The sequence below is a fragment of the Pedobacter metabolipauper genome (assembly GCF_004362715.1).
Taxonomy (GTDB): Bacteria; Bacteroidota; Bacteroidia; order Sphingobacteriales; family Sphingobacteriaceae; genus Pedobacter; species Pedobacter metabolipauper.
The window spans coordinates 402,026-423,920 of record NZ_SNYC01000004.1 but is presented as its reverse complement, the minus strand read 5'-3'; the positions used below and the strand labels follow the sequence as shown (position 1 = coordinate 423,920).

20 protein-coding genes are annotated in these 21,895 nt (G+C 39.5%); 11 read left to right on the top strand and 9 right to left on the bottom strand.

Features of this window, described 5'->3' with window-relative positions:
- Positions 1 to 1,236 (top strand): imidazolonepropionase, encoded by a 1,236-nt coding sequence (gene hutI / locus ATK78_RS08500; protein ID WP_133575661.1) that lies wholly within the window; start codon positions 1 to 3, stop codon positions 1,234 to 1,236.
- Positions 1,236 to 2,234, top strand: a complete 999-nt coding sequence (locus ATK78_RS08495; protein ID WP_133575660.1) for a formimidoylglutamase — start codon at positions 1,236 to 1,238, stop codon at positions 2,232 to 2,234. Before hutI ends, ATK78_RS08495 begins: the two co-directional genes overlap by 1 nt.
- On the opposite strand, the gene ATK78_RS08490 is transcribed toward ATK78_RS08495, so the two are convergent.
- From ATK78_RS08490 to ATK78_RS08460, 7 genes are all read right to left on the bottom strand, one after another.
- Complete coding sequence (locus tag ATK78_RS08490) at positions 2,212 to 2,790, bottom strand: 5-formyltetrahydrofolate cyclo-ligase (RefSeq protein ID WP_133575659.1); 579 nt, start codon at positions 2,788 to 2,790, stop codon at positions 2,212 to 2,214. The genes ATK78_RS08495 and ATK78_RS08490 overlap by 23 nt on opposite strands.
- Positions 2,791 to 2,885: 95 nt before the next feature.
- Positions 2,886 to 3,446 (bottom strand): elongation factor P, encoded by a 561-nt coding sequence (efp, locus tag ATK78_RS08485; RefSeq protein ID WP_133575658.1) that lies wholly within the window; start codon positions 3,444 to 3,446, stop codon positions 2,886 to 2,888.
- Between the two features lie 157 nt (positions 3,447 to 3,603).
- Complete coding sequence (locus ATK78_RS08480) at positions 3,604 to 4,218, bottom strand: ABC transporter ATP-binding protein (RefSeq protein ID WP_133575657.1); 615 nt, start codon at positions 4,216 to 4,218, stop codon at positions 3,604 to 3,606.
- Positions 4,219 to 4,228: 10 nt separating this feature from the next.
- On the bottom strand, positions 4,229 to 5,014 hold the full coding sequence (gene lpxA, locus ATK78_RS08475; RefSeq protein ID WP_133575656.1) for an acyl-ACP--UDP-N-acetylglucosamine O-acyltransferase: 786 nt from the start codon (positions 5,012 to 5,014) through the stop codon (positions 4,229 to 4,231).
- The gene (locus ATK78_RS08470) at positions 5,011 to 6,423 is read right to left on the bottom strand and encodes a bifunctional UDP-3-O-[3-hydroxymyristoyl] N-acetylglucosamine deacetylase/3-hydroxyacyl-ACP dehydratase (RefSeq protein WP_133575655.1); all 1,413 of its coding nucleotides are present in this window, start codon (positions 6,421 to 6,423) and stop codon (positions 5,011 to 5,013) included. Before ATK78_RS08470 ends, lpxA begins: the two co-directional genes overlap by 4 nt.
- Positions 6,424 to 6,434: 11 nt before the next feature.
- Positions 6,435 to 7,499 carry a UDP-3-O-(3-hydroxymyristoyl)glucosamine N-acyltransferase gene (gene lpxD / locus ATK78_RS08465; RefSeq protein ID WP_133575654.1) on the bottom strand — a complete coding sequence of 355 codons (1,065 nt, stop codon included), beginning with the start codon at positions 7,497 to 7,499 and terminating at the stop codon, positions 6,435 to 6,437.
- A gap of 118 nt (positions 7,500 to 7,617) precedes the next feature.
- Entirely contained in the window at positions 7,618 to 8,841 is a 1,224-nt protein-coding gene (locus ATK78_RS08460; RefSeq protein WP_133575653.1) for an HD domain-containing protein, read from the bottom strand.
- A 104-nt stretch (positions 8,842 to 8,945) separates the two neighbouring features.
- Here ATK78_RS08460 and porX point away from each other — a divergent pair, with 104 nt between their 5' ends.
- The 4 genes from porX (at position 8,946) to ATK78_RS08440 (ending at position 12,899) form a co-directional block, all read left to right on the top strand.
- A complete protein-coding gene (gene porX, locus ATK78_RS08455) occupies positions 8,946 to 10,499 on the top strand; it encodes a T9SS response regulator signal transducer PorX (protein WP_133575652.1) in 1,554 nt (517 codons plus the stop codon).
- Positions 10,500 to 10,501: 2 nt separating this feature from the next.
- Positions 10,502 to 10,918 (top strand): tRNA (adenosine(37)-N6)-threonylcarbamoyltransferase complex ATPase subunit type 1 TsaE, encoded by a 417-nt coding sequence (tsaE, locus tag ATK78_RS08450; protein WP_133575651.1) that lies wholly within the window; start codon positions 10,502 to 10,504, stop codon positions 10,916 to 10,918.
- A gap of 64 nt (positions 10,919 to 10,982) precedes the next feature.
- Positions 10,983 to 12,209, top strand: a complete 1,227-nt coding sequence (locus ATK78_RS08445) for an alanine dehydrogenase (RefSeq protein ID WP_133575650.1) — start codon at positions 10,983 to 10,985, stop codon at positions 12,207 to 12,209.
- Positions 12,210 to 12,212: 3 nt separating this feature from the next.
- Positions 12,213 to 12,899, top strand: a complete 687-nt coding sequence (locus ATK78_RS08440; RefSeq protein ID WP_133575649.1) for a M15 family metallopeptidase — start codon at positions 12,213 to 12,215, stop codon at positions 12,897 to 12,899.
- On the opposite strand, the gene ATK78_RS08435 is transcribed toward ATK78_RS08440, so the two are convergent.
- Positions 12,896 to 14,146 (bottom strand): D-alanyl-D-alanine carboxypeptidase, encoded by a 1,251-nt coding sequence (locus tag ATK78_RS08435; RefSeq protein ID WP_243732482.1) that lies wholly within the window; start codon positions 14,144 to 14,146, stop codon positions 12,896 to 12,898. The genes ATK78_RS08440 and ATK78_RS08435 overlap by 4 nt on opposite strands.
- 104 nt (positions 14,147 to 14,250) lie before the next feature.
- On the opposite strand from ATK78_RS08435, the gene ATK78_RS08430 reads away from it, so the two are divergent.
- The 4 genes from ATK78_RS08430 to ATK78_RS08415 all read left to right on the top strand — a co-directional run bounded on the left by ATK78_RS08430 (position 14,251) and on the right by ATK78_RS08415 (position 17,612).
- The gene (locus ATK78_RS08430) at positions 14,251 to 15,504 is read left to right on the top strand and encodes an aspartyl protease family protein (RefSeq protein ID WP_133575647.1); all 1,254 of its coding nucleotides are present in this window, start codon (positions 14,251 to 14,253) and stop codon (positions 15,502 to 15,504) included.
- Between the two features lie 23 nt (positions 15,505 to 15,527).
- Entirely contained in the window at positions 15,528 to 16,397 is an 870-nt protein-coding gene (locus ATK78_RS08425) for a phosphodiester glycosidase family protein (RefSeq protein ID WP_133575646.1), read from the top strand.
- A gap of 1 nt (position 16,398) precedes the next feature.
- A complete protein-coding gene (locus ATK78_RS08420; RefSeq protein WP_133575645.1) occupies positions 16,399 to 17,331 on the top strand; it encodes a hypothetical protein in 933 nt (310 codons plus the stop codon).
- Between the two features lie 89 nt (positions 17,332 to 17,420).
- Positions 17,421 to 17,612, top strand: a complete 192-nt coding sequence (locus ATK78_RS08415) for a cold-shock protein (RefSeq protein ID WP_037441187.1) — start codon at positions 17,421 to 17,423, stop codon at positions 17,610 to 17,612.
- Between the two features lie 88 nt (positions 17,613 to 17,700).
- Here ATK78_RS08415 and ATK78_RS08410 read toward each other — a convergent pair whose 3' ends face one another.
- The gene (locus ATK78_RS08410; protein ID WP_133575644.1) at positions 17,701 to 18,495 is read right to left on the bottom strand and encodes a glycerophosphodiester phosphodiesterase; all 795 of its coding nucleotides are present in this window, start codon (positions 18,493 to 18,495) and stop codon (positions 17,701 to 17,703) included.
- Positions 18,496 to 18,583: 88 nt separating this feature from the next.
- On the opposite strand from ATK78_RS08410, the gene ATK78_RS08405 reads away from it, so the two are divergent.
- Positions 18,584 to 21,895: a DUF4175 family protein gene (locus ATK78_RS08405; RefSeq protein ID WP_133575643.1), complete on the top strand. Its 3,312-nt coding sequence runs from the start codon at positions 18,584 to 18,586 to the stop codon at positions 21,893 to 21,895.

Below are 21,895 nucleotides of genomic sequence, written 5' to 3'. Positions count from 1 at the left end.
ATGCCTGCGCTTTTGATCACTGATATTGGTACACTGGTTGGTTTACACCCTAAAACAACTTCAGTTATCAGCGGCAAAAACATGGCTGACCTGCCTGTGCTTACCAATGCATGGATATTATGCCGGAATGGACTAATTGCTGATTTCGGAACGGCAGATTGCCTGCCGTCCGGATCATTTGATGTATGCTCGGCTAAGGGCGGGTACGTATTCCCTTCATGGTGTGATTCGCATACCCATGCTGTTTTCGCTGCCCCCCGTGAAGAAGAGTTTGTGATGAAGATTAAGGGCAAAAGCTATGAAGAGATTACTGCGGCCGGAGGGGGCATCCTGAATTCTGCGGCTAAACTGGAGAACTGCCCGGAACCGGAGTTGTTTGAAAATGCGGAACTGAGGATACACGAGCTAATTAAACAGGGTACCGGTGCTTTGGAAATAAAGAGTGGTTATGGTTTAACCGTTGAAAACGAGCTGAAGATGCTCCGTGTGATCCGCAAACTAAAAGAGGTACTTCCTATTCCTGTTAAAGCATCCTTTTTAGCTGCTCATACGTATCCGCAAGCTTATAGAACGAATCATGCCGGATACATTGACCTGATCATCCACAAAATGCTGCCTGAAATAGCTGATGAAGGACTGGCAGATTATATGGATGTTTTTTGTGAACAGGGATTTTTTTCTGCTGATGAAACGGAATTGCTGCTGGAAGCTGGCGCTAAGTACGGCTTGCCGCCAAAGATCCATGCCAACCAATTCACGCTTTCTGGAGGGGTACAGGCTGGTGTTAAACACCATGCGATTTCTGTTGACCACCTGGAGGTTACGGACGAAGATGTAGTTAAACACCTGGCCGCAAGTACTACGATTGCCACCTTATTACCCGGCTGTTCTTTTTACCTGGGCATTCCGTTTGCAAATGCCAGGGCCTTGATCGATGCAAATGTTGCGGTTGCACTTGCCTCTGATCTTAATCCTGGTTCTGCCCCGTCTGGCAATATGAATTTTGTGGTCTCTCTTGGCTGCATTAAACTTAAAATGCTTCCGGAAGAAGCCATCAACGCAGCTACGATCAATGGTGCCGCAGCGATGCAGCTGTCTGACCAGACCGGCAGTATTTCGATTGGAAAAAGGGCTAATTTTTTCATTACCAAGCCTATGCCGTCATTGGCGTATCTGCCCTATAGCTTTGGTGAGGCACTTGTAAACCTGGTGATCTTAAATGGGGAGGTGTATTGATGGTCAGCCTGGATCTTTATACTTCTGAGTACCTGCTTAGCCTGGTTAAACAACGGGAAGGAGAAACTAAGCTGGGTGAATGCGTACAAACCATATCCAGCCTGGATCATTTAACGGACGCTACCGCAGCTTTTGTACTGGTTGGAATTTCGGAAGATATCGGCGTTCGGGCAAATTACGGCACACCAGGTACATCTACCGCCTGGGAACCCGCTTTAAAAACATTATTAAATGTTCAGAGTAACCGCTTTTTATCCGGAAAAGAGTTGCTGGTTTTGGGTCATATTGGTTGTTCTAATCTTCCTGAACCTACGATTGGTTCACTACAGCAAGAAATAGAAGATCTCGATCATCTTGTTAATGGCGTAATTGCAAAAATTGCTGAAGCGGGAAAAATCCCGATCGTTATAGGCGGCGGACACAATAATGCCTATCCTATTATCCGTGGAATTGCTGAAGCCCGGAAGAACGCGATCCATACATTGAATATAGATGCTCATGCCGATCTAAGAGTGCCTTTGGGAAGGAATAGCGGCAATGCCTTTAGTTACGCCCTTAGAGATGGGCTTTTGAGCAAATACGGCGTTTTTGGTCTGCAGCAGAACTATAACAATGAGCGGATGCTCGAATTAATGGATCAGATGCCTGAGATCAGCGCGGTTTTTTTTGATGACCTGCTTACCGGAAGTGCTTCGATCCTGGATACCTGGACTTCTTTTATTGCTCCTTTTGAATTTCCTGGTTTAGAAATTGATCTGGATAGTGTTGCCGGTGTACTTTCAAGCGGCGGCGGCCCTTCAGGCTTTACGCTTAACGAGATCAGAAAGATCATTCTAAATTCAACCAAGTCATTTTCATACCTGCATCTTTGTGAAGGTGCTGTTAAACTTGTTGACGGCAGGGAGGATGTAAACACGGCTAAGGTGATTGCATACTTAATTACAGATTTCCTGAAAAGTCAAAATAACCAGGGTATTAATCCTGTGTTTCCATTGTAAAATGATAGATCTTATCTGGCGTAATGCATGCATCGAGCCGGATATCGCGTTCATGAACATCTTCAATTTCATCTACAGGTTTAAAGAAGGATATTCCAATTTTACGGGTTTTGAGGTGTTCCAGAAAACGGTCATAGAATCCTTTCCCATAGCCTACTCTATAGCCTCTTTTATCAAATGACAGTAATGGGATAAAGACAAGGTCTACTTCTCCATTGTGGATCAATGATTTTTGAGGTTCCAGAATATTGTAAATATTTTTCCGGAGATCTGCTCTGCCGATATACTCATGATTGGTCATCAGTGCAGTATCGAAATCTGATTTGGGTACAATTATTTTAATTGCCGGATGCATTTGTGTAAGCCAGTCTATGATCAAAAAAGTATTGGGCTCATTTTTTTCTTCAATTGGTAAGAACAGATGGAGGATGCTGACGTTAGAAAAATCAATCTGTTTAACCTGATCTAATATCTTATTGCTGAGTTTCTGTATTTCGGCTTCCGATAGGGAGCTGCGCATTTGAAGGGCTGATTTTCTGATCTCGTTTTTCTTCATGATGGAATTGGATGGACCAAATATAAAAAAAATGGCTTCGGGAACCACTCCGAAGCCACAATCAACCTAAACCTAAAACTAAACTATGAAAATTCTTATTTTACTCTTTCTATATAATCACCTGTACGTGTATCGACCTTGATCTTATCTCCCTGATTGATAAACATGGGAACTTTTATTTCTACACCAGTTTCAACAGTTGCGTATTTCAACGCGTTTGTAGAGGTATCTCCTTTAACGGCTGGTTCTGTGTAGGTAATTTCCAACTCTACATGTGAAGGTGTTTGCGCCATGATCGGCTCTTCACTTTCAAATGCAATGATCACATTCATTCCTTCTGTAAGAAATTTAACAGACTCTCCGAACAATGTTCTTGGAATGTTAAACTGCTCAAATGACACAATATCCATCACAACCATAAAATCTCCATCTTCATACAGATATTGATAATCACTGGTTTCTACACGACAAATCGTTACCTCTTCATCTGTGCGGAACCGATACTCTACCAGTTTCCCGGTTTTGATATTGCGCATTTTGGCTTGATAAAAAGCACGTAAGTTACCTGGTGTACGGTGAAGAAACTCTTCTACCTGTACCAATTCTCCATTGAAACGAAGAATATTGCCACTTTTTACTTCTGATGCTTTTGCCATTTTTTATTGAAATTTTGCGCCTACTTAAGCATCTCCATTTCGTGCCGCAAAGGTATAAACTATTTTTTAATTACACAATAGTGATTTTAAAATTTATTTTTATTCCTGTCTATCTCTCTTTAATACCCGTTTTAGACTGAAGCAAATATAATTCTACTTACTTATAATCGGTAACGTGGATCAAATGATTACAAAAGGAATACTCAATTTCCTGATTTGAGCAGACTATTACGAGCCGGTTGGCCGTAAATTTCTCAATGAGTTCATGATACCAGCCTACTCCCTGCTTGTCCAGATTGGATGTTGGCTCATCCAATAATAAGAGTGGGGTGTCTGTACAACAGGCCAGCGCTAATTTTGTACGCTGTTTCATCCCGGAAGAAAAATATTTTAATGCTTTGTCCTGCGACCTGGTTAGTCCAAGCAAAGCCAATACAGCGGATTTATCTAATCCTGGCTGCAGGCTTTTAAATTTAAAATGAAAGTCGATGGTTTCCTGAAGTGTAAATTCTTCGATCAGATCCAGGTATGGTGCTGCAAAGCTCAATTGCTGGTATATATTTTCCACTGGAATGATTTCTGCGGATCTGTACTCAATTTTACCCTCTGAAGCAGATAAATTACCCAGTATAACGCTTAAAAGGGTTGATTTACCAGAGCCATTAGGACCCAGAATGGCGTACTTTTCTCCAGGACTGAACTTTTGATCTACTTTTCTAAAGATCCATTCCTGGTTAAACCTTCTGCCAACATTATCTAGGGTAATGGTCATTTATCGCATTTTAGCTCCCCGAACCAAAGCCTTTCATAACCCCTCTGTTTGAGTTTCGGATAAAGTCTACAATCTCATCACGGATCTCTGTAGGCTTAAATTCTGCTTCTATCATATCCAGGGCTTTGGTTACATTGTTGTGCTTAACAAATAACACCCGGTAGATCTCCTGAATTTCATTGATCTTTTCTGATGAAAAGCCTCTTCTTCTTAATCCAACGGAATTGATCCCTGCATATGAAAGCGGCTCTCTTGCTGCCTTTACATATGGTGGTACGTCTTTACGAACCAGTGAGCCTCCTGTTACGAACGCATGTGCCCCAACTTTTACAAATTGATGTATGGCTACCAATCCTGCCAAAACCACATAGTTACCAATGGTAATGTGACCTGCCAACGTGGTGCTGTTTGAAAATATACAATAATCACCAACTTCACAATCGTGTGCAATATGAGAATAGGCCTGGATTAAACAGTTGCTTCCAATAACCGTTTTCCATTTGTCTTTGGTTCCCCTGTTAATGGTTACACATTCCCTTATGGTTGTATTGTCCCCAATTTCTGCGGTGGTTACTTCGCCTGCAAACTTCAGATCCTGCGGAACGCCTGAGATCACTGATCCCGGAAAAACCCTGCAGTTCTTTCCGATCCTTGCTCCATCCATGATCACTACATTGGATCCGATCCAGGTACCCTCTCCGATTACGACATCTTTATGAATAACCGCAAATGGTTCTATAACTACATTATCTGCAATTTGTGCCTGGGGGTGTATATACGCTAAGGGTTGTATCATGCTACGGGTTCGCTATCTTTTACTTTTACTATTTGTGCCATCATTTCTGCTTCAACAACGACTTTTCCTCCTACCATTCCTACACCTTTCATTTGTGCGATTCCGCGTCTGATTGGCTCCATTAGATCACATCTGAAAACAATGGTATCACCCGGAGAAACCTGAGCTCTAAAACGGACGTTATCAATCTTTAGAAACAAGGTAAGATAATTTCTTGGATCAGGAACTGTACTCAGTACCAAAATACCTCCGGTCTGCGCCATTGCCTCTATTTGGATAACCCCTGGAAATACCGGGGCTCCGGGAAAGTGTCCTTTAAAAAACTCTTCGTTCATGGTTACGTTCTTAACGCCAACTACGTGCGTTTTAGAAAGTTCCAGGATTTTGTCGATGAATAAAAATGGCTGCCTGTGCGGCAAAATATCCATGATCTGAACCACATCGTAAAGCGGCTTTACGGATGGGTCATATACATGCTGGTTCTTTTTGTTCTTTTCTTTTTTTATCACCGCTTTGATCTTTTTGGCAAATGCAACATTCGCGGCATGGCCAGGTCTTGCGGCCATGATGTGGCCTTTTAAGTGTACGCCAACCAATGCCAGATCGCCAATCATATCTAACAATTTATGCCTGGCCGGTTCGTTCTGATACCTTAACTCCATATTGTTCAGGATTCCCTGCGGAGCAACATCAATCGCGCTTCGGTTAAAGATCTTGGCCAGATGGTCTAATTCATCCCTGGTTACTTCTTTATCAACAATTACAATCGCATTGTTTAAGTCTCCGCCTTTGATCAGGTTATTTTGAAGCTGATATTCCAGCTCATGCAAGAAGCAGAATGTTCTGCAGGAAGCGATCTCTTTTTTGAATTCGGCAATACTTGAGATTCCGGCGTGCTGACTTCCAAGTACAGGCGAGTTATAATCAATCATACAGGTAAAACGGTAATCATCAAGCGGCATGGCTACGATTTCCACTTTACGGTCTGGTTCTGTATAGGTGATGTTGTGCGGAATCTGAAAATATTCCCTATCGATATCTTGCTGAAGAACGCCTACACTTTCCAGTGCCTCTAAAAATTGAACTGCGCTTCCATCCATGATCGGGGTTTCTGGCCCGTCAAGCTTCATAAGCACATTATCCAGGTCCATTCCAACCAGCGATGCCATTACATGCTCAACAGTGCTTATACTAGCCCCATTCTGAGAAATGGTGGTTCCCCTGGCTGTATCAGTCACGTTATCACAGTCTGCATCAACAATCGGGCTTCCTGGCAAATCTATTCTTTGAAATTTAAAACCGTGATTTTCTGGTGCCGGACAAAAGGTCAGCGTAACATTCGCGCCTGTATGCAGGCCAACACCTTGAACTGAAACTTCGGTCTTTATCGTTTTTTGCTTAACGTTCATTTTTTTGTAATCTACTTACTGGTTTGTTCTAGCAATGCTTTTAGATCTGAAATTGTCTTTTCCAGTACTGCTATTCTCTTTTCCACTGCCGGTAACTGTTTAAAGATCACCGACGCCCTCATCCAGTCTCTTAACGGCTGAGCCGGGCTGCCGTGCCATTGTTTATTTTCTTCTGTGGTACTAAAATTAATTCCGGCCTGGGCTCCAATTTGAGTTCCCTTTGCTAAAGAAAGGTGCCCGGCAATGCCTACCTGACCGGCTATTGTTGACTTTTCTCCGAGCTTTGTACTTCCGGAAATACCAGTTTGCGCAGCAACTACGCTGTGTTCTCCTACATCCACATTGTGTGCGATCTGTATCAGATTATCCAGCTTTACTCCTTTCCTGATAAACGTTGAGCCCATTGTTGCCCGGTCTATTGTTGTATTAGAGCCAATTTCAACGTCATCTTCTATTACTACATTTCCAATCTGCGCAATTTTTGAATAGGTACCATCTGGTTGTGGGGCAAATCCGAATCCATCGCTTCCAATTACAGAATTGGAATGGATTAAAACACGGTCTCCAATAACGGTCCTGTTATAAATTTTTACGCCTGGATTAATTGTACATTCTGTTCCGATCTTTGAATCCGGGCCTACATAAACCTGGGCCATGATCCTGCTGTGATCACCGATCTCAACGTTTTCGGCGATATAGCTGAATGCTGCAATAAATACATTATTTCCGATTTTAGCGGATGGGTGAATGAAACAAGGCTGTTCTATCCCTGCTTTATTATTGGTCTGGTTAATGACCTCATTATACTTTTCCAAAAGGATAGAAAATGCACTATATGGATCGGCTACTTTTACCAAAGTACTCTTTACGGGCTGTGAAGGCACAAAATCCTCACTAACAATGACGATAGAAGCATTAGTGGAATATAAGTAATTTTCATACTTAGGATTGGATAAAAAACATAAAGAACCGGGCTTGCCGTCTTCTATTTTAGAAAGTTCCCCGACTTGTGCATTTTCATCGCCATCTATGGTACCCGTTATAAATTCGCTTATCTGCTTGGCAGTAAATTGCATCTTACAAAGTTATATGTTAAATTGATATGAACAAATACTCATATTCAGGTATTATTTATGTTATATTACTAGCAAAGTAAAAAACGGTATTAAAAATCAATTATTTTGTTAAAAAATGCTAAATAATCCTGGGATAGCATAGTATGTGTTTCTGAACCGTTTTATCTAAGGATTCTAAGTTAGATAAATCTGACGCTTTTGCAATATCTATCGTACTATTGTTTTTTAATAGAATGTTAATATTGCTGTTTCCGGCATTATAGGCCCTGTTTCTAATGATATCTGTAAATACAAAGTAGGACACCTCTTCTTCGTTTAATTTGAGCAGTTCTGCCGCATTTTGTTTAAGCATAGCAAGCCTGTTCTCATCCGGCGGGTCATTGCTGATCTCCACTTTGTACAAGTTCCGGTTGGTTAACATTTTACAAAGCTCTGATAATATCCGGTCGGGAGATTCGCGCCATACTTTTATTGAAGCGAAGATATCCTGATCATCCAGCATTGAAAAATGCTGCAGATGGATCTCAGAGCTAAAGAAATCACTTTCTGAGACATCATTTTTAAGAAAGTGCTGCAAGGCCGGGGTAGCAAAAAGTGTTTCTCCATTAGCGGACAACTCTTTAGCCCTCTTTAGGATCTTTACCAATACCTGCTCACCGCTTACTACGGTCTTGTGCAAATAAACCTGCCAGTACATCAATCGCCTGGCAATTAAAAAGTTCTCAATAGAATAGATCCCTTTTTCTTCTATAACCAGGTTATCGTCCAGTACATTGAACATTTTAATAATCCTGTCGAAGCTGATTACCCCTTCACTTACGCCTGTAAAAAAACTATCTCTGTTTAAATAGTCCATCCGGTCCAGATCCAACTGTCCGGAGACTAACTGGGCAAGGAATTTTTTATGGTAATTTCCTTTAAATATGCGGATGGCTGCTGTTAACCGCCCATCAAACTCCTCATTAAGCTTCTCCATAATAAGCATGGAGATATCCTCATGCTTAACCCCGTTTACCAGCGAATGCTCCAGGGCGTGTGAAAATGGCCCGTGACCTATATCGTGCAGTAGTATCGCAATAGTTGCTGCTTCTTCTTCTTCTTTGCTGATTGCGTGCCCTTTACTTTTGAGCACTTCAATGGCAAGCCCCATCAGGTGCATAGCACCCAGGGCATGATGAAAACGGGTGTGCAGTGCACCGGGATATACCAGGTGGGTCATCCCCAATTGTTTTATATATCTTAATCTTTGAAAATATGGATGTGAGATGAGATCAAATACTATTTCCGAAGGGATATTTATGAAGCCATAAACCGGATCATTTATTATTTTCTTTTTGTTCAATACTTAAAAATAAATTATACGGTACAAAAATTGCTATTTTTATCGATAGTAAGAAAGGTGAATCATCTTTTTGAAAAATTAATTTACATAATATAAATATAAGAATGCAGGAAACCAAGATTCTATGGGCCGATGATGAGATCAACTTATTAAAACCACATATATTACTATTAAATGAAAAAGGATACCATGTAACCACCTATACCAATGGGAATGATGCGCTGGAAGCCTTTGGGAAAGAACATTTTGATCTTGTGTTTTTAGATGAGAACATGCCGGGAATGAGCGGTTTGGAAACACTTACTGCCATTAAAAATATCCGTGGAGATGTTCCTGTTGTGCTGATCACAAAGAGTGAGGAAGAGAATTTAATGGAGGATGCGATTGGTTCTAAAATAGATGATTACCTGATTAAACCTGTTAATCCGAAACAAGTGTTGTTAACGATAAAAAAGATCATTGACAATAAGCGCCTGGTTAGTGAAAAAACTTCTATGGCCTATCAGCAGGACTTTAGGCGTTTGGGAATGACGCTAAATGATAAGCTTAGCTATGAGGAATGGGTTGATGTTTATAAAAAACTCGTTTTTTGGGAACTTGAACTGGAGAAACTGGATGATCCGCAAATGCATGAGATCCTGACCATGCAGAAATCTGAAGCGAACATGCAGTTTTGTAAGTTTATTGAGGACAACTACCTGGGTTGGGTTAATGGCAAGGAAAAAGCACCTTTGTTATCTAATGAGCTGTTAAAGAAAAAGGTATTTCCTTTAATTAACAGCAATACCACCGTATTCTTTATTCTGATCGATAACTTAAGGTATGATCAGTGGAGGATCATTAACCCGTTAATTACAGAACACTTCAGGCTTGATGAAGAAGATACTTATTCGAGTATCCTGCCTACGGCAACACAGTATGCGAGGAATGCAATCTTTTCCGGGCTGATGCCTTTAGAAATGGAGAAACGCTTTCCGGGACTGTGGCAAAATGACGATGATGAAGGCGGTAAAAACATGCATGAAGGTACTTTTTTAGGGGAACAGATTAAACGTAGTCTTCGTAAGGACTGTAAGTACAGTTACAACAAGATATTAACCTACGATGATGGTAAGGCTTTGAATGAACAATTCAATAACCTGATGCAAAATGAGTTCAATGCAATTGTGTATAATTTTGTGGATATGCTTTCGCATGCGCGCACAGACATGCAAATGATCCGTGAACTGGCGAATGACGATGCGGCATACCGATCTTTGACCTTATCCTGGTTTGAGCATTCTCCATTAATGGAACTTTTGAAGAAATTATCCCAGAAAAACGTAAAAGTTGTGATCACTACTGATCATGGTACGATCCGGGTGAAACATCCTAGTAAGGTAATTGGCGACAGGAATACAAATACCAACCTTCGCTATAAGCAAGGAAGAAACTTAAACTATAATGCAAAGGAGGTTTTCCTGATAAAAAATCCTCATGAAGCCCAATTGCCAAAGATAAATATCAGCTCAAATTATATCTTTGCTAAGGAAGACCGCTATTTTGTATACCAGAATAACTATAACCAGTTTGTGAATTATTACAATGAAACGTTTCAGCATGGTGGAATCTCATTGGAAGAAATGATCATCCCAATTGCCATATATAGTCCAAAATAGGAATGAAAATTAAGTTAAACGGGCTTCATGACCTGGATGAAGCCACATCCACTATTTTAAATTTTGCAGGTCAGGGCACTTTTTTCGTATTTGAAGGGGATATGGGCGCTGGAAAAACGACGCTCATAAAGGCCCTTTCCAAGGCACTTGGCGTAAAAGAATTGGTATCGAGCCCTACTTTTTCTATCGTAAATGAATACGATGCAAACGGCAGTACAATCTATCATTTTGACTTTTATCGTATAAAATCATTGCAGGAAGCCTATGACATTGGATATGAAGAGTATTTTTATTCGGGTCATATTTGCTTTATCGAATGGCCTGAAAGGGTATTGGAACTTCTTCCTGATCAGTATATAAAGATTGAACTTTCTACATTAAGCGAGAATGAACGGATGATTACACTCTCAAAAATATAAACATCTATTTATATAGTTTTAGTTTTATTTATTCTTAAATTCAGGCAAAATATTTTTAACGAAAATGGCTACAGGATTACGTGAAGGCATGGCCCATATTGCTCAAAAAGGTTTATTACAACCAAAAGAGACAATGTCAGAAGTAAATCAGAAAAACAATAGCTTGTTTATAGGTATCCCCAAAGAAATCTCATTCCAGGAAAACAGAATTGCATTGACACCGCTGTCGGTTGCCTTGCTGGTTAACAATGGCCATAAGGTAGTTATAGAAACCGGAGCGGGCACAGGGGCAAACTTTTCTGATAAAGATTACAGTGAACAGGGTGCGCAGATCTCTTTTGATAAAAAGGAAGTTTTTGATGCAGATGTGATTGTAAAAATTGCCCCTCCTACTTTTGACGAAATTGCACTGATGCATAAAGGACAGACGCTGATCTCTGCCCTTCAGATGGGTGCATTAAAAGAAGAATATCTAAAAGCCCTTTTAGAAAAGAAGATCAATGCCATCTGTTTTGAGAACCTGAGGGATGAAGGCAATATTTTAAGTGTGGTACGTGCAATGAGCGAAATTGTTGGGGCCACTTCGATTTTCATTGCTGCAGAATACCTGAGCAATGTAACCGGCGGTAAGGGACTTATGCTGGGTGGCTTTACCGGTGTACCTCCTACCGAGATCGTGATCCTTGGCGCGGGGACTGTTGGCGAGTATGCGGCCCGTACTGCGTTATCCTTGGGCGCAGAGGTAAAGGTATTCGACAGCTCTATTTATCGCCTTAGACGCCTCCAAAACAACCTGGGGAGCCGGGTATTTACGTCTGTGATGCAACCCATTGTTTTAGAGAAAGCAATTACTACATGTGATGTTGTTATTGGTGCCATCCGGGCCTCTCATGGAAGGAGTCCTTGTATTGTTATGGAAGAAACGGTTAGCAAGATGAAACCCAATTCTGTTGTTATTGATGTGAGTATTGACCAGGGGGGGTGTTTTGAAACATCTGATGTAACCAATCATAAAGATCCTGTTTTCAGAAAACACGATGTGATCCATTATTGTGTGCCTAATATAGCATCAAGGGTTCCAAGAACAGCCTCTTATGCATTGACCAACATATTTACGCCAATCTTACTGGATATTGGTGACATGGGCGGACTGATGAACATGGTGTGGAACAGGGCCGGTATCCGGGAAGCTCTATATATTTATCAGGGTCACCTGACGAGTAAAGATCTGGCCGACAGATTTAATCTTCCGTTTAAGGACATTGAACTTCTTGTGGTTGCCAACCAGTAATTTATGAAAAAGGCATTATTCTTCTTATTTCTGTCTTTTCATATTGTTGCCCAAGCCCAAAGTATAAACAATAACCCCTATGGGTTAACTGTGATCAGTTCTTATCCGGAATACCTGTCTATCTGTAAAAAAGACCCGAATAATTGCCTTGTTGAATTGAAAAAGGAGATCCCAAACCTGGTATTGGACATTCGTTATGCAACCCGGAATAACTTTATGAAGCGGGTAATGTACAAGCAGGCCAGAGCATTTGCCAGAAAGCCTGTTGTACTTCAGTTAAAGAAGATCCAATCCATCCTCAATAAAAAAGGCTATGGGTTAAAGATCTTTGATGCCTATCGTCCCTATGCCATTACGATTGCTTTTTATGAACAGGCGAGTGATAAAAATTTTGTTGCCAACCCAAACAAAGGGTCTAAGCACAACCGGGGCTGTGCCGTAGATCTTACATTAATTGATTTAAAAACCGGCAAGGACATTCCTATGCCTACCCCTTATGATAGTTTTTCAGAAAAAGCATCTCCCTCTTATTCCAATCTGCCGGCTGATATTATCCGAAACCGGGATTTTTTGATTGCTACGATGGAGTCTTACGGATTCACGGTCATTGCAAATGAATGGTGGCATTTTGATTTTACCGGCTGGGTTAATTATCCGCTAATGGATATTCCTTTCGAAAAACTACATTAAAAATTTTCATGAATATAGGTTATGATCCTCACCATTTCGGTCCTTACGGCTGCAGTAGGTAGTACATAGTTGTTGTTCATAAAAGAAAACAGGTATATTTTTCCCTTTTTTGTTCTCACATAGCCGCTTTGGTTATGATTATTAGATACCGTACCGGTCTTTCCAAACACAAATGGGTCATTCGTTCTCGGGTATGCATTTTTCAGCGTTCCGGTCATTCCTCCTGCAGGAAGCATGCTGAATAACTTTTTAGGATCATTAACTTCATCATAAATCAACTCTAAAAGTCTGATCAGGTCCCTTGGTGTAACGAGGTTATATCTTGACAGCCCGGATCCATCCACCCATTTAGGTTTATCCGGCAAAGATGCCAGGTAATTCTTTTCGATATAGTCGATCACTTTTTCTGCATTCATCTCTAAATCCGCCTGGTTGGCATAAACCAGGAGCAGTTGCTCGGCTATAAAATTATCGCTTGGAAGCATCATTTCCTTAAGTACGGAATCCCTTTTTAAATTATAAACCGTTTCTGCATTTGATGGCATTTTCATGGACAGAAATCCTACTTCTTTTCCTAAGGTATCTGCCAGCAGGGCAATTGTTGCTGTTGTGCTTACTTTATAAGGCAATTGCTGTGTAAATGACGCTGGAATTGCGGTAAGCGGATATTTAAACACATTTTCATTGAAATGTCTGGTTACAGAAAATGTTTTTCCCTGATCCGCTGAATCTACCGAGAAACAATCCTCAAATAGCTTAGGGATAACCTGAATTCCATTCCCTTTACTTTTAACCTGAATTAAGTTATCTAAAATTGGCAGTTCATTAATCTCTGCCTGGTAATAATCGTTGTAATCGTCCCACTGCCATCCTTTACCATAAAAATCTCCGGTATATCTTCCCGCAGCATAGTATAATTTTTTTGCAGATATCTTTAAAAAATCAAAGGCCTTTGTTCCTTTTAAATTACTTTGCAGGAATGAAGGGTCTCCGGTTCCCCAGAAAATCAGGGAATCCCCGCGTTCGATAAACCGAAGGGATGGAATAGAATCTGGCAGTATCTTTAACCCGGCATAGAAGGTAAACAGTTTCGTATTTGATGCCGGAGTGAAATATTTTTCAGCATCCTTTTCGAATATCATATTTTTTGTTTCCCGGTTGTAAAGCGCAAAACCAATATGGTGCTGCTTAAATACTTTAGTGTCTTTAAATTGCCGGTTTACCTTACGGGCGATCTTTCGATCCATTGAACAACCTGACAAAAGTGCCCCTAAGACCCAAATAAGCACTAGTCCAATACTTTTAATTGTAGATCTATCCATTCTGCTTACTAATTTATTAAATTAGTTCAATGAAATCTATAATTGACATCGTTAAATGTAGCTTTATAAAGTTCTTTTTACTTTTGACGTGCTTTTATATTTGTAAGATCAGCCTTTCCAAGGCTCAGGAATTCCAATTTTCCGGGAACAGGAACAGCCAGGGAATTAACTTCAGTTTGATCCGGAACCTGGTAATTATACCTGTCTATTTAAATGAGAAAGGACCTTTCAATTTCATACTGGATACCGGTGTTGGCCCGATGGTACTTACGGACACTTCACTGATCAGCCTGTTAATGCTCAAAGAATTGCGGACGATAAAGATTAGCGGAATGGGCAAGGGTGCTGAAATATCTGCCTACGTTGCTCCGGGCATCTCTGCTAAAGTTGGCAATGCGCATATAAAGGAGATCCCTACCGTGATGCTTAAAGATGACATCTTTAAACTTTCCAATTACCTGGGCATCCGTATCCACGGTTTACTTGGCTATTACTTTTTTAAAAGTTTTGTTGTAAAGATCAATTACTCGAACAAAAGGCTTGGGTTTTATACACATCAGGTACGAAAAAGGATTCTGGGAGAAAAGGTACCGATTGAACTGATCAACAATAAGCCGTACATAAAAATTAATATTTCCAATAAAGAGTTTGGTGAAGTTAAGGCCAAAGTGGTGGTTGATAATGGTGCCAGCCACAGTCTTTCATTGGAAACACTGCATAATGATCCGTTCCCTTTGCCTGAACTAACCATTCCTGCAAACCTTGGAATTGGATTAAGCGGACCGATCAGCGGTTCTGTTGGCCGCATTTCTACCTTAAAGATAGGCACTGCTTCATTTAAAAACGTCATTACTTCTTATCCGGCTTATGATGAGGTTGCCGTAAAAACAGTGTACCTAAATCGCAATGGAAATTTAGGTGCTGAAATATTAAGCAGGTTTAATGTTACGTTTGATTATGCCGGCACAGCAATGTACTTAAATCCAAACAGGCATTTTAACCGGCCATTTGAACATGACATGTCTGGAATGGAGGTCTATACAGAAGAAACCGGCATTAAGCGGTTCTTTATCAGCAGAATTGAGCCGGGCTCTCCAGCAGAAATCTCTGGTGTTCAGATCGATGACGAGATCATTTCCATCAATTCACAAATGGCTTCGGAACTCGATTTGGGAAGCATTATTAAGACATTGAAAGCCAGGACTGGTGGATATGTCTTTTTAATCCTATCCAGAAAGGGCAAGTTTCTTTTTAAAAGAATGCTGTTGAAGAAGCGGATATGATTTTTTAATTTTACCTTTCCGGTATGCTTAGAAAAATTCATATTCTACTTGTAATCAGCTTGTGTAATTGTGCTGCTTTTTCTCAAAATGCAGATTCTGTTACTTTTGTAAATACCAAATGGAACAAAGCTCGCATTGCAAAGAAGGTCCGGTTAATGACCCATCATTTCAGTACGAAAAACTTATTCAATGACAACCAGAACATCAGTTATGTTGAAATAAAAAACACAGGTAATTATCCGGCATTCGATATTGCAAATGAAGTTAAAGAACTAAAAACAACAAGCGCTTTTGGTAAGCAACATAATGCTATTTTAGCTTTAAACGGAACCTTTTTTGATGTAAAAAATGGTGGTTCTGTAGACTTTGTTAAAGTTAATGGTACCATTGAGGCGTTAAATAGAACGGAGAAAAATAAGATTAGGGCAAGGCACCAGAAAGCTGCAATTGTAATCAATAGGGGAAAGCTTGCGTTAAAAAAGTGGGATGGAACAGATAACTGGGAATCGAATTTAACAGATGAAAGTATACTGGTTACTGGCCCTCTCCTGAGCCTTGAGCGCGTTGAAGAGCGGCTGGACTCTTCTGCATTTAATACCGACAGACATCCGAGAACTGCAATTGGCATAAAGCCTGATGGCAAAATAATCCTCCTTACGGTAGACGGCAGAAATGCGAATTCTGCAGGAATGAGCTTAGCCGAGTTAACTAAAACTATGAAGTGGCTGGGCTGCTCCAGCTCTATTAACCTGGACGGTGGAGGCTCTACAACGCTTTGGGTACAGGGATTTCCTGACAATGGTATAATCAATTACCCTACTGACAATAAACTCTGGGATCATTCCGGAGAAAGAAAAGTTGCTAACGTAATCATCCTAACAAAGAAACCTTAATATGGTTAAATTACCTTCCCTGATCCTATTTTTAAGTTTAGTAATCCTCTACGGCTGTTCAAATCATTCTGAAAAAGATACGAAAAAACCTACTCCTGACCGCATATCCTTTGATGCGGTAAAAGGTATCAGGTATTATGAAGTAAAACGCAGGTTTAGTACGGGTCTTTCATTTAATGAGATCGGTTTTCAGCAGGAACCTTCCTGGATCATTGAATTCAAGTCTAATGACACGGTACTTGCATATAGCCCACAAAAGAAAGTGATGCAGCCTTTCTATCTTCAATTTGACCACGGCAATGTTTACAATTTTGCAAAAGAATGGTTCAGAATAAAAAAGGTAACCAAGGATAGCCTGACCATACAGCGCCTAAATCTTGTAAAAAAAGAAATATCCAAAGACATTCGCTCAGATGTGAACAGCACTTATTATTCGAAAGAATATATAGAGAAAACATTAAAAACGACTCCTGAAGCACTTCAAAAACCAACAAAGGCAGATACGCTTTATATAAAAAAATTAACAGCAGCATCTAATGCCGATCCTGGAAATCCTAAAATTGCATTTGCGGGAAGACAACCGGTCCGGTTTACGTCATTGAGTGATATGATCCGTGTTGAGAAAATATCAACTGTAGATGTTTTAGTTGGCAGAACTGTATCCTACGATTACCTGTTTCCAAATTATAAGATCTATATCAACCGCGCTTATCGCGATTTTGCTTATGAATTTTCTGTAGTTGTGGACGCTGAAAAAAAAATACACCTGACCACGTTCGGGAATGCAGAAGATGCGGCAGGCAGGAAAAAAACGCTGGAAGCAATCATCAGTGTTTATCTTCAAAATCTGCTGAAAATTACACCTGGAACAACACTGGATATCCCGCATTCCAGTGAAATTAAGCTTATTGTTGTAGGTAGAAAAAACGGCTAAAATTTTTATATTCATCAAAAAATGAAGCATTTGCATTTAATAAAGAAATAATATGTACATTGCACACTTAATTTATAATAAATAATACAATGCAAGAAGGAACAGTAAAATTTTTTAATGTAACTAAGGGTTTCGGATTTATCGTACCAGCAAATGGAGATAGCGAAATTTTTGTACATTCAACAGGCCTTATCGATGAAATTCGTGAAAACGACAAAGTTGAATACGATGTTGAAAGCGGTAAAAAAGGGTTGAATGCGATTAATGTTAAAGTAATCTAGATTATTAAAAACATAAATTGTACAGCATCGCAGATAACCTGCGATGCTTTTTTATTTTAGAACTTTTGTAATCCCATTGAGTGGGCGCTTAATGCGTTGGATTTAAGCTTAAGAGTAACTCTGGTTCATTTGTAGTAATGAAGTCCACTTGATTTTCAAGCATCATTAGCATTTCGGACCGATCATTTACCGTCCAGACATTTATTTTGAGTCCAAGATCTTTAAATCTATTGATAGCCATCCCTTTATCATTAAGATATACGTTATAATGGTAATCCGGGCCATAAAACCCGTCTTCCTTAAGCTTTTCTGGCGCAATGTCTCCTTTTAAATAGGAAACTTTAGCTTTTGCATCCAGCACCCTTACTTTTTTAAGAATGTCATAGCTAAAGCTAATGTAATCGACCCAGGACTTAGCCTTCAATTTCTTTACCATCTCCACTGACTTTTGGGTCATTTTTAAATCCCAGTCCAATCCGAGGCTGGAAGGTTTTATTTCTAAAATAAGTTTTGTGCCTTGTTGCTTAATCCCTTCTTTTAGGTAATCTTCTAATGTGGGTATGCTTTCTCCATTCGTATGTTTCTTCGTCAAAAGCTCTTTATAAGTACTTTTTGAGATCGTTAAACCTAAAAAATCGGCGTCATGGTTGATTACCAAGATCCCGTCGGCAGTCATATGAACATCAAATTCTGTTCCGTAGCACCCCAAGCGTATGGCTTCTTTTAGCGACGCTATTGAGTTTTCTGGTAAACCGGCTTTTTTCCAGGCTCCGCGGTGTGCAATTACTTTATTCTTATTCCAGGTTTCTTCCTGTGTTGTTTTAACGGCGTTTGGCACTGAAACAATTAAAGTTAGGATACTTGCTATTAATGCAGATTTCATGGTATTCTTTTTACAAAATTACTCGTTTAAAAAGATATCCATATTTATTTAAAGTTATTTTTTAACTTTAGTCATTTCCAACACGTTGATGAATTCAAATTACGACCTTTTAATTTCTAAGATTAACGAGTTTACGCAAAAGTTTTATCTCAATAAACTTTTACGGGGGAGCATCTATGCTTCTGCCCTTTTATTGGTTTTGTACCTTTTTATTTTTCTCTTTGTTTACTTTACCAATCCGGGAGTACATACGAAAACTGGTATTTTCTTTTCTTCTATTGCCATTTCTATAGGCTTGATTATTTTTTTTATCATTAAGCCCGCTCTTTTATACTTTAAACTTCAGAAAAATCTAAGCATTGAACAGGCTGCAACGTTAATTGGTGATCATTTTTTCAATGTTAAAGACAAATTATTAAATACACTACAACTTAAAGCCCTTGCAGACCAAAGCCCAAATAATAATCTTTTAATTCTTGCAGGTATCGACCAAAAGATCCTGGATTTAAAACCTGTTCCTTTTACCAGTGCGATACGCCTTAATGATAACCGTAAATATATCAAGTACTTTTTAATACCGCTTTCGATTATCATTCTGATTGGAATTATTGCTCCTTCAATTTTAAGGGAAGGAACAAGCAGTTTTGTTCAGTACAATAAGGAGATCTTACCTAAAGCTCCTTTTAATTTTGTTTTGCTGAACAATAAACTGATCCTTTCACAAGGAGATGATATTAAAATCCATTTAAAATTAACGGGAAATGAGATCCCTCAGGATGTCTATGTTTCTGATGGAATGAATACCTATAAGCTGGAAAAAGAAAACAATACCCACTTTAATTACTTCTTTAAAAATCTTCAAAAAAACAAGAAAATCTCTTTCTCTGCTGCTGGATTTAATTCTGAACCCTATCTAATTGAGGTTAAGCCAAGGCCTTCTATTTTAAATGTTTCCGCGAAGATTAAATATCCGCAATATCTGAATAAAGCAGAAGAAACCATTCAGAATGCCGGCGACCTGCTATTGCCTGAAGGCGCTAGAATTACCTGGTTACTGAACACTGAAAACAGTTCTGAAGTTACTTTTAGACTGGGAAATACCATTCGTGATCTGGTATCAGAAACGAACCGTTTCAGTTTTAGCGCGGTTATTAAGGAGAGTGCCCGCTATCAGATCAGTCCAAAAAATAACTTTATAATTAGTAAGGATTCCCTTTTACATGAAATAACAGTTATTAAAGATGAGTTTCCGGGCATATCTGTTGTAGAAACCCCCGATTCTGTTAGCAGTAAGGTCCTCTATTTTTCAGGCAACGTTTCTGATGATCATGGTTTTAGTGCCTTAAAATTTAATTACCTGATTAAGGAAGACGGGGTTTTGAAAACTAAGGTTTCTAAATCTATTTCTGTACAAAAACAGCAGCAGGAACATGCTTTCTTCTATTTATGGAATTTAAGTGATGCGTTAATTAAGCCAGGGCAGATCCTGGAATATTATTTTGAGGTTGCTGATAATGATGGCGTAAATGGTGCTAAGACCACTAAGTCTGAAATTAAAACGCTTGAGGTGCCTACCTCTCAACAGGTTTCAGAGAAAATAAATCAGGGCAGCGCGGCCCTTAAGCAGAAAATGGAGAAGGCCATTAAGCTTGCTGCTGCAGTAGAAAATGAGAGTAAAAAACTTGGTGAAAACCTGCTGGATAAAAAACAGATTTCTTTTGATGACAAGAAGCAGATCGAACAGCTGCTCGACAAGCAAAAACAACTGGAAGAGGCCGTTAAAGAAATTAAGAAACTGAATCAAAAAAATACCATCGAAAAGGAAGAAAATAACGCACTGAATGAAGAGTTGATGAACAAACAAAAACAGATTGACGATCTGTTTAAGAATGTTCTGGACGAAAAAACAAAAGCATTGCTTGAAAAGCTGCAGGATCTAATGGATCAAAACAATAAAGATCAGGCACAGAATGAATTGTCCAAAATGCAGATGGACAATAAATCTATGAAAAACGAACTAGACCGGATCTTAGAACTTTATAAGCAATTGGAATTTGAACAAAACCTCCAAAATAACATAGACCGGTTAAATGAGCTGGCTAAACAGCAAAAGGAACTTGCCAAAAAAAGCACAGAAAAAGAGAGTTCCAGCAAAAACCTGAAGGAAGAACAGCAAAAACTCTCTTCAGATTTTAATGATCTAAAAAAGGAACTTGAAAAGCTCTCTGAAAAAAACGAACAGCTTGAACGTCCAAATCCTTTTAAGAATCCTGAAAAGGAGAGTAAGAACATTGAAAAACAACAACAGGAAAGTGAAGAGAAATTAGATCAGAACAACAAAAAAGATGCTTCACAAAACCAGCAAAAGGCCGCCGAACAAATGGAGGAAATGGCAAAGGATATGGAACAAATGCAGCAGGAATCTGCTGAGATGGAAAATAACCTGAATGCCCGGGAACTGCGTCAATTGTTGGAGAATTTATTAAAAACTTCGTTTGATCAGGAAAAAGTCATGCTTGCCTTAAAAAACATCAATAGTAACGATCCATTGTATACCCCTAATGTTCAAAAGCAGCGGAGCATTAAGGATAACATGAAAACCATTGCAGACAGTTTATTTTCTTTAAGTAAAAGGGTTCCTCAAATTGAAACGGCTGTTAATGAAGAGATGCAAAAAATTAATTTCAATATTGATAAAAGTCTGGAGAATTTAGGGGATAGAAATACATCAAGTGCAAACAGAAACCAGCAATACACCATGACATCCATCAATAACTTGTCTTTGATGTTAAATGAAGCTCTTGATCAACTTCAAAACTCCAAGAAGAACCCTAAAAACGGCAGCGGTAAAAAGGGAGGAATGAAGCAGCTTCAGGAGATGCAGCAGCAACTGAATAACAGTATGCAGAAAGCCCGGGAACAAATGCAGAAGATTGGAGGAAACAAAGGAAGTGTTCCTAAAGGCCAGATGAGCCAGGAATTTGCCAAGATGGCTCAACAGCAGCAAATGATCCTGGAAGCCTTACAAAAGATCAACAGGGAAGAGAATAAAGACGGAAAGAATGGCTTAGGAAACCTCAACCAAATGATTGAGGATATGAAAGCTACAGAGACGGAACTGGTGAATAAAAAACTAGAGCAGGAAACCATGAACCGTCAAAAGAACCTGCTTACGAAATTGCTGGATGCAGAAAAAGCGGAACGGGAAAAGGATCAGGATTCAAAAAGAGAAAGTAAAGCCGCTAAGGACTTTCCTCCTTCTTACAAGCAAATGCTGGATAAATTTAAAAAACTACAGCAATCCGAAACAGAATGGCTGCAGAAATTGCCTCCAAACCTGAACTATTACTATAAAAATAAGATTACAGAATATTTTAAATTGCTAAATTCGGGGCAATAA

Excerpts from the sequence above, each read along its gene's own strand:
- hutI (WP_133575661.1), top strand. The coding sequence starts at position 1 with ATGCCTGCGCTTTTGATCACTGATATTGGTACACTGGTTGGTTTACAC.
- ATK78_RS08495 (WP_133575660.1), top strand. The coding sequence starts at position 1,236 with ATGGTCAGCCTGGATCTTTATACTTCTGAGTACCTGCTTAGCCTGGTT.
- ATK78_RS08490 (WP_133575659.1), bottom strand. The coding sequence starts at position 2,790 with ATGAAGAAAAACGAGATCAGAAAATCAGCCCTTCAAATGCGCAGCTCC.
- efp (WP_133575658.1), bottom strand. The coding sequence starts at position 3,446 with ATGGCAAAAGCATCAGAAGTAAAAAGTGGCAATATTCTTCGTTTCAAT.
- ATK78_RS08480 (WP_133575657.1), bottom strand. The coding sequence starts at position 4,218 with ATGACCATTACCCTAGATAATGTTGGCAGAAGGTTTAACCAGGAATGG.
- lpxA (WP_133575656.1), bottom strand. The coding sequence starts at position 5,014 with ATGATACAACCCTTAGCGTATATACACCCCCAGGCACAAATTGCAGAT.
- ATK78_RS08470 (WP_133575655.1), bottom strand. The coding sequence starts at position 6,423 with ATGAACGTTAAGCAAAAAACGATAAAGACCGAAGTTTCAGTTCAAGGT.
- lpxD (WP_133575654.1), bottom strand. The coding sequence starts at position 7,499 with ATGCAATTTACTGCCAAGCAGATAAGCGAATTTATAACGGGTACCATA.
- porX (WP_133575652.1), top strand. The coding sequence starts at position 8,946 with ATGCAGGAAACCAAGATTCTATGGGCCGATGATGAGATCAACTTATTA.
- tsaE (WP_133575651.1), top strand. The coding sequence starts at position 10,502 with ATGAAAATTAAGTTAAACGGGCTTCATGACCTGGATGAAGCCACATCC.
- ATK78_RS08445 (WP_133575650.1), top strand. The coding sequence starts at position 10,983 with ATGGCTACAGGATTACGTGAAGGCATGGCCCATATTGCTCAAAAAGGT.
- ATK78_RS08440 (WP_133575649.1), top strand. The coding sequence starts at position 12,213 with ATGAAAAAGGCATTATTCTTCTTATTTCTGTCTTTTCATATTGTTGCC.
- ATK78_RS08435 (WP_243732482.1), bottom strand. The coding sequence starts at position 14,146 with ATGGATCGAAAGATCGCCCGTAAGGTAAACCGGCAATTTAAAGACACT.
- ATK78_RS08430 (WP_133575647.1), top strand. The coding sequence starts at position 14,251 with ATGAAATCTATAATTGACATCGTTAAATGTAGCTTTATAAAGTTCTTT.
- ATK78_RS08425 (WP_133575646.1), top strand. The coding sequence starts at position 15,528 with ATGCTTAGAAAAATTCATATTCTACTTGTAATCAGCTTGTGTAATTGT.
- ATK78_RS08420 (WP_133575645.1), top strand. The coding sequence starts at position 16,399 with ATGGTTAAATTACCTTCCCTGATCCTATTTTTAAGTTTAGTAATCCTC.
- ATK78_RS08415 (WP_037441187.1), top strand. The coding sequence starts at position 17,421 with ATGCAAGAAGGAACAGTAAAATTTTTTAATGTAACTAAGGGTTTCGGA.
- ATK78_RS08410 (WP_133575644.1), bottom strand. The coding sequence starts at position 18,495 with ATGAAATCTGCATTAATAGCAAGTATCCTAACTTTAATTGTTTCAGTG.
- ATK78_RS08405 (WP_133575643.1), top strand. The coding sequence starts at position 18,584 with ATGAATTCAAATTACGACCTTTTAATTTCTAAGATTAACGAGTTTACG.